This window comes from Inquilinus sp. (assembly GCF_039594555.1).
GTDB lineage: Bacteria > Pseudomonadota > Alphaproteobacteria > DSM-16000 > Inquilinaceae > Inquilinus.
This window is the reverse complement of sequence record NZ_JBCNNF010000213.1, coordinates 1-11765: the sequence shown is the minus strand read 5'-3', so window position 1 is coordinate 11765 and position 11765 is coordinate 1. Positions and strand designations below refer to the sequence as shown.

General features: G+C 68.8%; 12 protein-coding genes. 8 read left to right on the top strand and 4 right to left on the bottom strand.

All coding sequences use genetic code 11. The features are described from left to right. From ABDW35_RS21525 to ABDW35_RS21515, 3 genes are all read right to left on the bottom strand, one after another. On the bottom strand, window positions 1-274 hold a 274-nt coding region (locus ABDW35_RS21525; RefSeq protein WP_343715927.1), incomplete at its 3' end, for a substrate-binding domain-containing protein. 73 nt (window positions 275-347) lie between these two features. Next, window positions 348-1289: a pyridoxal-phosphate dependent enzyme gene (locus ABDW35_RS21520; RefSeq protein ID WP_343715926.1), complete on the bottom strand. Its 942-nt coding sequence runs from the start codon at window positions 1287-1289 to the stop codon at window positions 348-350. Further along, on the bottom strand, window positions 1286-2350 hold the full coding sequence (locus ABDW35_RS21515) for a succinylglutamate desuccinylase/aspartoacylase family protein (protein ID WP_343715925.1): 1065 nt from the start codon (window positions 2348-2350) through the stop codon (window positions 1286-1288). Before ABDW35_RS21515 ends, ABDW35_RS21520 begins: the two co-directional genes overlap by 4 nt. A 157-nt stretch (window positions 2351-2507) precedes the next feature. Between ABDW35_RS21515 and ABDW35_RS21510 the strand changes: the two genes are divergently transcribed. Further along, a complete protein-coding gene (locus tag ABDW35_RS21510; protein WP_343715924.1) occupies window positions 2508-3266 on the top strand; it encodes an IclR family transcriptional regulator in 759 nt (252 codons plus the stop codon). Between the two features lie 62 nt (window positions 3267-3328). Here the strand turns inward: ABDW35_RS21510 and ABDW35_RS21505 are convergent, their stop codons facing one another. Further along, window positions 3329-3955 carry a TetR/AcrR family transcriptional regulator gene (locus tag ABDW35_RS21505; protein ID WP_343715923.1) on the bottom strand — a complete coding sequence of 209 codons (627 nt, stop codon included), beginning with the start codon at window positions 3953-3955 and terminating at the stop codon, window positions 3329-3331. Between the two features lie 351 nt (window positions 3956-4306). Here ABDW35_RS21505 and ABDW35_RS21500 point away from each other — a divergent pair, with 351 nt between their 5' ends. The 7 genes from ABDW35_RS21500 to ABDW35_RS21470 form a co-directional block, all read left to right on the top strand. Next, the gene (locus ABDW35_RS21500; RefSeq protein WP_343715922.1) at window positions 4307-5722 is read left to right on the top strand and encodes an ABC transporter substrate-binding protein; all 1416 of its coding nucleotides are present in this window, start codon (window positions 4307-4309) and stop codon (window positions 5720-5722) included. Window positions 5723-5728: 6 nt separating this feature from the next. Then, window positions 5729-6661 carry an ABC transporter permease gene (locus ABDW35_RS21495; protein WP_343715921.1) on the top strand — a complete coding sequence of 311 codons (933 nt, stop codon included), beginning with the start codon at window positions 5729-5731 and terminating at the stop codon, window positions 6659-6661. Further along, the gene (locus ABDW35_RS21490; protein ID WP_343715920.1) at window positions 6658-7530 is read left to right on the top strand and encodes an ABC transporter permease; all 873 of its coding nucleotides are present in this window, start codon (window positions 6658-6660) and stop codon (window positions 7528-7530) included. Before ABDW35_RS21495 ends, ABDW35_RS21490 begins: the two co-directional genes overlap by 4 nt. A 4-nt stretch (window positions 7531-7534) precedes the next feature. Beyond that, entirely contained in the window at window positions 7535-8560 is a 1026-nt protein-coding gene (locus tag ABDW35_RS21485) for an ABC transporter ATP-binding protein (RefSeq protein ID WP_343715919.1), read from the top strand. Next, complete coding sequence (locus tag ABDW35_RS21480; protein WP_343715918.1) at window positions 8557-9564, top strand: oligopeptide/dipeptide ABC transporter ATP-binding protein; 1008 nt, start codon at window positions 8557-8559, stop codon at window positions 9562-9564. Before ABDW35_RS21485 ends, ABDW35_RS21480 begins: the two co-directional genes overlap by 4 nt. A gap of 35 nt (window positions 9565-9599) precedes the next feature. Then, window positions 9600-10961, top strand: coding sequence for a serine hydrolase domain-containing protein (locus tag ABDW35_RS21475; protein WP_343715917.1), 1362 nt, complete (start codon window positions 9600-9602; stop codon window positions 10959-10961). Between the two features lie 85 nt (window positions 10962-11046). Further along, window positions 11047-11765: amidohydrolase (locus tag ABDW35_RS21470; protein WP_343715916.1), on the top strand; the 719-nt coding region annotated here is incomplete at its 3' end.

Sequence of the window (11765 nt, the reverse complement as noted above, 5' to 3'; positions counted from 1 at the left end):
TGTCCAGCGGATCGACCAGGATCGCGTCGACCTTCTGGTTGATGAAGTTCTCGATGATGGCGACCTGCTTCTCCAGGCTGCCTTCGGCGCTCTGCCAGGTCGCCTTGACGCCGTAGTCCGTGGCCGCGGTGTCGCCCGCCTCCTTCATCCGCACGAAGAAGGAGTTCTGCAGGTCGATGGCGGCGAGGCCGAGCACCGGCTCGGCGGCGGATGCGAGGCCCGACAGGGCCAGGACCGCGGTGAGGGCCACGCCCGACAGCACATGTTTCATCATGGTTCTCGTCCTCCTGTGAAGCCTCGGTTGCGCCTGTTGTTGTTGGGAGGGCGCAGCCCTCCGGGCCCCGCGTTCAGGCGGCGAGGCCGTCCGGGCCCGCGCCGCAGACCAGGCCGCAGACCACGTCGCCGTCACGCGGCACCACCCGGCCGGATTGCAGCGCCGCGACCGAGGCGGCGCCGCTGAGATCGGCAGCCAGGCCGAGTTCGAACCACAGCCACTTCGCCGCCCGCTCCATGTCGCGGTCCTCGATCAGCACCACCTCGTCGACGCTGCGGCGGATGATGTCGAAGATGCGCGGGTCTGTGCGGCCGCAGGCCATGGTCGGCACCGCCGTGGTGACGGCGTCGAGCGTCACCACCTGCCCCGCGTCCAGGCTGGCGCGCAGGGTCGGGGAGCCGACCGGCTCGATGCCGATGATCCGCGCCTTGGGCTGCAGCGCCCGGATCGCCGTGGCCATGCCGGCGGCCAGGCCGCCGCCGCCGATCGCGAGCAGGAACAGGCTGGCCTCGGGCAGATCCTCGGCGATCTCCAGCGCCACCGTGCCCTGGCCCGCCACCACCTCGGGGTCGGCGAAGGGATGGAAATAGACGGCCCCCGTCTGCTCGGCGAAGGCGCGGGCGGCGCGGTCGGAGTCATCCCACACCGTGCCCTCGATCCGGATCTCGGCGCCCCAGCCGGCCAGCTTGGCGCGCTTGGCCGGTGACGCGTTGCCGGGCAGGAAGACGGTGGTCTGCACCCGGGCGAGATGGCCGGCCCGTGCCACGGCCAGGCCGTGATTGCCGCCCGAGGCGGTGACGATGCCGCGGGCCAGCGTCGCCGGGTCGGCAGCCAAGAGCCGGTTGGTCGCGCCGCGCGCCTTGAAGGACCCGGTGACCTGCAGGCATTCCAGCTTGAGCCACAGCGGCGCCGCCGTCGGCGCCTGCAGCAGCTGGTCGGCCCGGACCAGCGGGGTGCGCCGGACATGGCCGCGGATCCGGTCCCCAGCAGCCTGGATGTCGTGCAGCCCGATCATCCAAGGCTCCCGCGATAGGGCGAGGCCACGACCAGGCAGCAATTGCCGGGCCGCACCCGGCCGGGCTGGCGGCGAGCATAGACGATACCGTCGGCGCCGTAGCGCAGCTCGGCCGGCGCCCGGCCCGGATCATGCAGGAAATGGATGCGCCCGGCGGGCTGCCCGGCGCGGACCTCCGTGCCGTTGCGGTGATAGGGCTCGAAGACCCCGTCGTCGCCGGCGAGGACATAGGAGGACGCGCCCGCCACCTCGTAGACCTTGGGGTCCGGGCGGCGCGGTGCGGCGAAGGACGGGTCGAGCACGCCGAGATGGGCCAGCACGCTGCGCACGCCGCGGCGGCAGATGTCGAGCGCGTCGAGCGACACCGTGCCCGCCCCCGCCATCTCGGTGCCGACCACGGTCAGCCCGGCGGCGACGGCGGCGGCGGTGGCGGTGCGCGGCTCGCCCAGATTGTCGACGACCACCGTGATCGGCGCGTCGAAGGCCAGCACGGCGTCGATGTTGCGGCGCTGATGCGCCGGATCGGCCGCCGGCTCGACGATCGCGCTGGGCAGGATGTCGAGCGACGAGCCGCCGGAATGCAGGTCGAGGAAGGCGTCGCCGCGCGGCAGCAGCACATCCTGCACATAGGCCGAGATCTGCCGGGTGATGGTGCCGGCCGGGTCGCCGGGGAAGGTGCGGTTGAAGTTCAACCCGTCGACCGGCGAGGTGCGCTTGCCGGCCACCACCGCCGGCAGGTTGATCGCCGGGATCAGGATTAGCCGGCCCTGGATCGTGCCGGGGTCGAGGTCGCGGATGATCTCGCCGAGCGTGATCGGCCCTTCGTATTCGTCGCCGTGGTTGCCGCCCTCGAGGATCACGGTCGGGCCGGTGCCATTGGCGATCACCGCCAGCGGGATGCGCACAGTGCCCCAGGCATCATCGTCCGGCGATTGCGGGATGTGGAAGAAGCCGACCTGCCGGCCCGGCTTGTCGAACTCGATATCGGTAAAGGCCGTGCTGCGACGGACGGTCGATGCGCCGCGGCTCGATCCGACCGTCACGGTTTCGATGCTTTCCACGCTGCGCCTCCTGCGTGGCGGTCTCGGCCGCCGTTGGGAGAACGCTAGGGTTGTTTTACTGATGATGTCAACATCATATATAAAACACTCATCGAAACGTCGGCGGCGGCGATACAGTCCCGCCCCGGAATCGCGTGGGGTCGTTTGGGGGTTGGATGTGACGGAGAAGAAGGCGGCCTATTCGGCGCCGGCGCTGGAGAAGGGCCTGGACATCCTGGAGCTGCTGGCCAGCCGCGACGAACCGCTGTCGCTGACCCGGATCGCCGATGAGCTGGGCCGGTCGAAGAGCGAGATCTTCCGCATGGTGATGGTGCTGCTGGAGCGGGACTACCTCGCCCGCGACCCGGCCAGCGACGACCTGACCCTGACCAACCGGCTGTTCTCGCTGGGGCTGCGCACGCCGCGGGTGCGCAACCTGGTGACCGAGGCGGTGCCGGTGATGAACGCGCTGGCCGCCGAGACCGGCCATTCCGCTCATCTGGTGGTGCTGTATCGCGGCCGCACCGTGGTGCTGGCCTCGGTCTCGGGCGAGCCGGACATCAGCTTCACCCTCAATCTTGGCTTCAACCGGCCGGCGGTGGACGCCACCTCCGGCCAGGTGATCGTCGCCTTCCAGCCGCCGGAGGTGCAGCAGCGGCTGATCCGCGAGAGCCTGCCCCAGGCCCAGGGCCGGGTGACCGAGGAGGAGCTGGTGAAAGATCTGACCCGCATCCGCGACCGCGGCTTCGAGCTGCACGAAAGCCGGGACTTCGTCGGCCTGACCGACATCTGCTGCCCGATCCTCGACCGTAACGGCCATGCCGTCGCCAGCATGATCATCACCTGCATCAAGCGGCACGGTCAGGAGGTGCAGCTGATGGACACGCTCGACGCCCTGAAGCGCGCCTGTGCGGTCATCAGCCAAGCGGGCGCATGATAGGAATATGACTGCCGTGTTTCTCCAGCATCACGGCCATTAACATCGTCTGCCAGCCTCGGCTAGGGGGCCGGATCCAATGCCGGCTCGATGAGGCGGATCGTCAGCACGATCTGCCTCTCGATGGCGATCGGATCGCTGCTCTCCGTCAACCGCCAATAGCTCCACGTCGCATTGACCAGGGTGTAGATGCTGATGGCGAGATCGAAGAGCCGCTCGTCACTCCAATCCGAGCCCAGCCGGCGAAGGAGGCGGACGTAGTTCGATGCGAAGAGCTGCGAATGCGCGCGGGCAATCCGGAGCAGGTCCTCATAGTAGTAGGAGGCATCGACAATGGTGCGGTCGAGGCCGATGCCGAGCTGATAGGCCCAGGTCTCGCGAATGAGATCTGCAAGCTGGGCCTGCCACCCCGCCCGTTCGATCCGCTCCGACCCCGCTTCGAGGAAGCTCCGCACCTGGGCCAGCTTTCCCTCGTAGATCTCGGCGATGATCGCTTCCTTGTTGGGGAAGTAGTCGTAGATCGAACCGATCTTGATCCCGGCATGCTCCGCGATGGCATTGGTCGTGATCGCCCTGATGCCCCTTTCGCGCATGACATCGTGCGCAGCCTCCATGATCGCCGCCTTGATCCTGCGCGATCGGGCCTGGACCGGCCTGCGCTTCGCTGGCGCGCTCGTCTTTCCGGTCATGCGGCTCTCCTTTCCAGCCACCTCATCCCTCTTTGGCAAGAAAATTGCATCCAAAATCGCATGGGTCCCCTTGCCGGCTCTTGCACACCGCCTCAATCCGAGTAATCATTCGGATTATAGGCCGCACGCTCCACCAGCCCAATGGCGGCCGCGCAATCACTCTTTCTCATAACGAACAGGGAGAGTCCGGTGCTGAACCGTCGGCAATTTGCGCTCGCCTCCATGGCTTCCGTCGGTGCCTTCACGTTGGGAAGGTCGGAATTGTCCTTCGCCCAGGCCGAACAGGCGGCCCGGTTCCGCCTGATTATTGACCCGGAAGGCCTCTATAATGTGCAGAGCATTTCCCTGGCCGTGAGCAGCGTTCTCGGCAACTACCTGTTGGAATCGCTCATCTACCTCGACGACCAGGGGCAGGCCCGGCCCTGGCTGGCTGAATCCTGGCAGGCAGACGCCAACGGCCGCACGATCACCTTCAAGCTCAGGGGCGGCAAGACCTTCCACGACGGCACGCCCTTCGACGCGGCGGCCGTGAAATTCCATTTCGACACGATCCTCGATCCGAACAGCGCCTCCCCTTCCAAGGGCATCGTCGGGCCTTTGCAGAAGGTCGATGCCCCAGACGACCGCACGGTCGTCTTCCACTTCACCAAGCCCTTCGCGCCGTTCATCAACCTGCTGGGCCAATCCTATTTCGGCTTCAACTCTCCGACCGCGGTGAAGGCGGCAGGTTCGGCCTATGCCCGCCACCCGGTCGGGACCGGGCCCTTCATGTTCGACAGCTGGACCCCCGGCACGCGCATCGAACTGGTCCGCAACCCGAACTTCAAGCAGTTCCGGCCGGATGCGGCCAATCAGGGCCTGCCCTATCTCGACCGCATTGTCCTCAACGTGATGGCCGAAGAGGGCGTGGTGACGTCGGCTCTGCAGACCGGCGAGCTCGATGCCGCCCAGCTGACGGCGGATGCGGTCCGGCCGCTCGCCGACGATCCGCAATTCGTCGTCATCAATGACAAGAACGCCAAGAACCTGATGTTCATGGAGTTCGACTACAAGAAGGCTCCGTTCAGCGACAAGGCCTTCCGCGAAGCGATCAGCCATGCCGTCGACCGTGAAGCCGTCCTTGCCGCGGCTTTCGGTGGCAACGGCACGATCGCCCTCGGTCCATTGTCGCGCGGCATCCCTGGTTATGACGACGCCGTGGCCCAGAAATACGGCACCCCCTACGATCCGGACAAGGCCAAGGCCCTGCTCGACGCCGCCGGCTGGAGGGATGATGGCGGGGTGCGTGCCAAGGACGGCACCCAGGCCAAGTTCACCATCCGCAGCTATGCCGACAGCACGACCGAGCGGGCGCTCGCGGTCATCCAGGCCAATCTCGGCGATATCGGCATCCAGGTCGATGTCGGCACGGCGGATTGGGGCACCTTCTATCCTGGCCTGCTGAAGCCGGATTGGGATATGGATCTCAATCGCTGGACATGGTCCGACCCGAGCGTCATGTCGCAGCTGTTCCGGTCCCCCGGCCACCGCCAATTGCTGCCGTCGAGCCCGGCAATCGACGACGCCCTGGACGCGGCCGATACCGCCCTCGACCCGGCCAAGCGCATGCAGTTCGTCAGCGCCGCCCAGGCGGCGATCCTGGAGGATCGGATGATCCTGCCGCTGCTCACCGACTGGCCGATGACGGTGACCCGGACGGCGCTGCAGGGCTATCGCCTCGACTATCTCGGCTATATCTACGCCACGGACCTTAAGATCGTGGGATAGAGCGCGATGGCCCGGTATGTCCTGAAGCGCCTGCTGCTCCTGGTTCCGGTGGTGATCGGCATCCTGCTGATCACCTTCCTGATGAAGGCCCTGATCCCGACCGATGCGGCGACGGCGATGTATCAGGGCCAGCTCTCGGAACAGGACGCGGCACAGGCCATCGCAACCCTGCGTGCGAAATACCACCTGGACCTGCCCTGGTATCAGCAGTTCGTCCTGTATGTCAGCGATCTCGCGCAGGGCGATCTCGGGGAGTCGATCCGGCTGCGCAAGCCGGTGATCGACGAGATCGGCTTCCGATACGTCAACACCATCCTCCTCACCGGCGCAGCCCTGGCGATCGCGTTGGTGGTCGGGCTCACGACCGGCATCCTCGCCGCGGCCCGGCGCAACACCTGGCTGGACGTGACCGCGACGACGATCGGACTGTTCGGCATCTCGATGCCGGCCTTCTTCTTCGGGCTGCTGCTGATCCTCCTCTGCTCGGTCTGGCTCAGGCTCCTGCCGGTGGTCCCCCACGGCCCGCTGGCGATCGTGCTGCCCGCCATCGCGCTCGGCCTGATTGAAGCGGCCCCGCTGTCGCGGGTGGCGAGGAGCAGCATGATCGACGTGCTGAGGCGAGACTACATCCAGGCGGCGCGGGCGCGCGGGGCAAGCGAGATCGCGCTGATCCTGCGCCATGCCCTGCCGAACGCCCTGATCGTGGTGCTGACGGTGGTGGGGCTGCAGATCGGCAACCTGCTGGGCGGCGCCTTCATCGTCGAGACCATCTTCAGCTGGCACGGCATCGGCGAGTTGGCGGTCAACGCCATCCAGTGGCGCGACTTCACCCTGACGCAGGCGATCATCCTGATCAGCGCCGTCACCTATCTGGTGATCAACCTCGTCGCCGACCTGCTCTACGCCTGGCTCGACCCGCGCGTGGAGCTCGTATCGTGAGCGAAGCGATCCTCCAGGAAGCGGTCTTCCAGGCCGTCCCGCGCTGGCGGCTCCTGCTCGGGCGGCTTCTGCGCAATCCGTCGGCGGTGGCCGGCGGCACCGTGCTTCTGGTCCTGATCCTGCTCGCGGCCTTCGCCCCGGTGATCGCCCCGTACGACCCGTTCAAGATCAGCCCGGCCCAGCGCCTGATGCCCCCCGGCGCGCTGCATTGGCTCGGCACCGACGAGGTCGGCCGCGACCTGCTGAGCAGGATCATCTACGGCACGCGCTATTTCCTTCTGATCTGCGCCGTCACCGCATCGATCTCCGCCTCCGTCGGCACCGTGCTCGGCCTCGTCGCCGGCGCAGGGTCGTCGCTGACCGACGGCATCGTCATGCGGATGATCGACGTTCTCCTGGCCTTCCCCTACATCCTGATGGTGCTGGTGGTGGTCGCCATCCTGGGACCGAGCCTGTGGACCGGCATGGCGGCGGTCGGCATCGCCGGCATTCCCGGCTACGCCCGGCTGGTGCGCAGCACGGTACTCACGGTCAAGGCCGAGGACTATGTCGTCAGCGTCCGGGCGCTGGGCGCCAGCGAGGCGGAGATCCTGTTCGGCACCGTGCTGCCGAACGTGCTGTCGCCGCTGATCGTCTATCTCTCCTTCGCGACCCCGCTGGCGGCGCTGCTGGCCTCGGCGCTGTCCTTCGCCGGCCTCGGCACCCAGCCGCCGGCGCCGGAATGGGGCGCCATGCTCGTCAACTCCCGCACCTACCTGTTCTCCGCCTGGTGGGCCGTGGCCGCCCCCGGCACCGCGCTGTTCATCTCGATCTTCGGCATGAACATCCTGGGCAACGGGCTGCGCGACGTGCTGGACCCGAGGAGCTGAGGCGATGACGGTGATGCTCCCGCCCCGGCCCGACCGGCCGCTCCTCGACCTCCGCGACCTGCGCACCCGGTTCGGCTCCGGGCCCGGCACGGTCCACGCCGTGCAGGGCGTGGACCTGCGGATCGCACCGGGCGAGATCGTCGGGCTGGTCGGCGAGTCCGGCTCCGGCAAATCCGTGCTGGCCCTGTCCATCCTGCGGCTCATCCAGAAGCCGGGCCGGATCACCGGCGGGCAGATCCTGTTCGACGGACGCGACGTGCTTGCCATGTCGGCCCGCGACCTCTCCCGCTGGCGCGGCCGCGACATCGGCATCATCTTCCAGCAGCCGCAGGGCTGCCTGAACCCGGTGCGCCGGGTCGGCTGGCAGGTCGCCGAACCGCTGCGCCATCAGGAGCGGCTCAGCCGCAGGGCCGCATGGGACGGCGCCGTCGCCCTGCTCCGCTCGGTCGGCATCCCGGCGCCGGAGGAGAAGGCGCTCGCCTATCCGCACCAGCTGTCCGGCGGCCAGGCGCAGCGCGTCATGATCGCGATCGCCCTGGCGCTGAAGCCGCGGCTGCTGATCGCCGACGAGCCGACGACGGCGCTCGACGTCACCATCCAGGCGCAGATCCTGGAGCTGCTGCGCGACAGTTGCCTCCATGCCGGCACCTCGCTTCTGCTGGTCACGCACGACCTCGGGGTCGTGGCGAAGCTCGCCGACCGGGTGGCGGTCATGTATGCCGGGCGGATCGTCGAGGACGGTCCGGTCGCGGCGATGCTGGGCAACCCGGCCCACCCCTATGCGCGCGGCCTGCTGCGGGCGGCGCCGCGGCTGGGACAGTCGGGCGGCGAACGGCTACAGGACATTCCCGGCGGCATCCCTGATCTCAGCCGCCCGATGCCGGGCTGCGCCTTCGCGCCGCGATGCGGCCGCCGCGTCAGCCTCGCTCTGGCGCGCTGCCTCGACGAGATGCCTCCCCTCGCCGTGACCGCGCCGGGCCACCGGTCGCGCTGCTGGGCGACACCGGACGCAACGGGGGACAGGGCGTGAGCAGTCCACCGCTCCTCGAGGTCGAAGGCCTGCATGTCCGCTATCCGGTCCGCAAGGGCCTGCTGGGGGGCGTCGTGGGCACCATCAACGCCGTCGACGGCGTGAGCCTGGCCCTGGGCCGCGGCGAGACGCTGGGGCTGGTCGGCGAATCCGGCTGCGGCAAGAGCACGCTGGGCCGGACGGTGATCGCCCTGCAGCAGCCGAGCGCGGGCACGGTCCGGTTCCGCGGCCAGGACCTGTTCGCCCTGCCGCCGGATCAGCTCAAGCGGCAGCGGCGCCATGCCCAGCTCATCTTCCAGAATCCCAGGACCTGCTTCGACCCGCGCCGCACCGTCGGCGCCTCGGTCCGGATGGCCCTCGACATCCAGGAGATGCTGGATGGTCGGGAGCGCGACGAGGCCGTGGCCGAGATCTTCCGCAAGGTCGGGCTGCGGCCCGAACACCGCGTCCGCTACCCGCACGAGCTCTCCGGCGGCCAGTTGCAGCGGATCGGCATTGCGCGGGCCCTGATCCTCAAGCCCAACCTGATCGTCTGCGACGAGCCGGTCTCGGCCCTGGACGTGTCCGTGCAGGCGCAGATCCTGAACCTGCTGCGCGACCTGCGCGCGGAGTTCGAGCTGGCGCTGCTGTTCGTGTCCCACAACCTCGCCGTGGTCGAGTACATCGCCGACCGCGTCGCGGTCATGTATTACGGGCGGATCGTCGAGACCGCCCCGGCGAAGCAGCTGTTCCAGGCCCCCCGCCACCCCTACACCCAGGCGCTGCTCGCCGCCGTGCCGTCGATCGACGTCGCCCGCCGCGACGATCCGGTACCGCGGCTGGGCGACCCGCCCGACCCGGCCCGCCTGCCCAGCGGCTGCCGTTTCCGCAACCGCTGCCCGATCGCCACCCCCCGCTGCGCTGAGCACGAGCCGGGACTGGCCGATATCGATGACGGGCATGCCGTCGCCTGCTGGGCGGCGGAGGGCGCTGCCTTCCCGAAGCCCGCCATGGCAGGTGGCTGAACGACACCCCGGACCAAGCGAAGAAAGAAACGCTCATGACCGAATGGCTCGATGCCGCGCTGGCTTATGGCGGCCGATGGATCGACCACCAGCTGCAGGTGACCGAACAGCCCGGCTGCGCCGTCGCGGTCGCGAAGGGCGGACAGGTTGTCTGGGAGCGCGCCTTCGGCGTGGCGGATCTCAGGACCGGTGAGGCTCTGACCACCGCCCACCGCTTCCGCGTCGCCTCCCACTCCAAGACCTTCACCGCCGTCGGCATCATGAAGTTGCAGGAGGCCGGTCGGCTGCATCTGGACGATAGGATCGGGACCCATGTGCCGGGCCTGCATCCGCTGGTGGCGGAGACGACGATCGCCCAGCTTCTCGCCCATGCCGCGGGGGTGATGCGCGACGGGACCCGGTCCCCGCACTGGCAGGTCCGCGCCCCCTTCTTCGACGCGGCGGCGCTGCGGGCCGAACTCGCCCTTCCTCTCGTCCTCGACGCCAACAGCCGCTTCAAATACTCCAATCTCGGCTACGGCCTGCTGGGCCTCGCCATCGAGGCGATCACGGGCGAACCCTATGCACGCTGGATCGCGCGCGAGGTCGTCGGCGCTTCGGGGCTGGAGAACACCGCGCCCGACACGCCGTTGGGGGCCGGAGCGCCCCTGGCGACGGGGCACAGCAACCGGCTGCCCTTCGGCCGGGGTGCTCTCGGCGGCGACCAGCCCACCTTCGCGCTGGCCGCGGCGACCGGCTTCGTCAGCACGGCCGGGGATCTCGCCCGCTTCTTCGCCAGCCTCGACCCCGCCGCCGAAACCAGCGTGCTGTCGGTCGCCAGCCGGCGGGAGATGACCCGGCGCCATTGGGAGGTGCCGCATCAGTCGGAGCCCCGCCATTACGGGCTGGGCACCATGATCGGGCAGGTCGACGGCCACACGCTGATCGGCCATGGCGGCTCGTTCCCCGGCTTCATCAGCCGCTCCGCGACGGTGCCGGACTGGGGCATCGGCCTCTCCGTCGTCACCAACGCCATCGACGGCCCCGCCAATGCCTGGCTGGATGGGATGGTCTCGATCCTGCACCAATTCGCCAGCCACGGGGCACCGTCGGCCGGGGTGGCGGGCTGGGCCGGGCGCTGGTGGAATCTCTGGCGCGTCGTGGATCTCGTGCCGATGGGCGATCTGGTCCTGGCCGCCGATCCGGCGGGATTCAAGCCCTTCGCGGATGCCACCGAGATCGAGATCACCGGGCCGGATCGCGGCCGCGTCAGGCTTGCCAACGGCTTCGCCAGCCATGGCGAGGCGGTGGAGCGCAGCGTCGGCGCCTCGGGCACCTCGGACCGACTGTTCGTCGGCGGCAGCGAGCTGGTCGCGGACCCGAAGGACCTCGCCGTCTCCTACGAGACGCCCGCCTAGGTCGACACCTGCCGTTCCGTCAACACGGCGGGCGCAGGTCACATCCGCTCACCCCTCCCTCTCCACCATCCGCAAGGGTCCGGCCATGCCCGTCATCGATCGCATCGACAGCTACAAGGACGAACTGACCGCCATCCGGCGGGATCTTCATCAGCATCCGGAGATCGGCTTCGAGGAGGTGCGCACCTCCGGCATCGTCGCCGAGAAACTGGCGGCCTGGGGGATCGAGGTGCATCGCGGCCTCGGCAAGACCGGGGTCGTCGGCATCATCGAAGGCCGCCGCGGGTCGGGCCGCACCATCGGGCTGCGGGCGGATATGGACGCCTTACCGATGGAAGAGCGCACCAATCTCGCCTATGCCTCGAAGATCCTGGGGCGCTTCCATGGCTGCGGCCATGACGGGCACACGACGATGCTGCTGGGAGCCGCGCGCTATCTGGCCGAGACCCGCGACTTCGCCGGCACCGCCGTCCTGATCTTCCAGCCGGGAGAGGAAGGCTGCGGCGGCGCCCGCGCCATGCTGGCCGATGGGCTGTTCCGGCGCTTCCCCTGCGACGAGATCTACGCGCTGCACAACGCCCCGGACGACGAGCCCTATCGCATCGGCATCAAGCCGGGGCCGGCGATGGCCGGCGCGGATTTCTTCGATTTCCGGATCCGCGGACGCGGCAGCCACGGCGCGATGCCCGAGCGTTCGCGCGACCCGATCATCGTCGCGACCGCGCTGGTCCAGTCGCTGCAGTCGATCGTCAGCCGCAACGTTAGCCCGCTCAGGCAGGCCGTGCTGTCGGTGACGCAGATCCA

What these genes read in the sequence shown, in the direction of transcription:
- ABDW35_RS21520 (WP_343715926.1), bottom strand. Translation starts at nt 1,289, where the DNA reads ATGATCGGGCTGCACGACATCCAGGCTGCTGGGGACCGGATCCGCGGC.
- ABDW35_RS21505 (WP_343715923.1), bottom strand. Translation starts at nt 3,955, where the DNA reads ATGACCGGAAAGACGAGCGCGCCAGCGAAGCGCAGGCCGGTCCAGGCC.
- ABDW35_RS21495 (WP_343715921.1), top strand. Translation starts at nt 5,729, where the DNA reads ATGGCCCGGTATGTCCTGAAGCGCCTGCTGCTCCTGGTTCCGGTGGTG.
- ABDW35_RS21485 (WP_343715919.1), top strand. Translation starts at nt 7,535, where the DNA reads ATGACGGTGATGCTCCCGCCCCGGCCCGACCGGCCGCTCCTCGACCTC.
- ABDW35_RS21475 (WP_343715917.1), top strand. Translation starts at nt 9,600, where the DNA reads ATGACCGAATGGCTCGATGCCGCGCTGGCTTATGGCGGCCGATGGATC.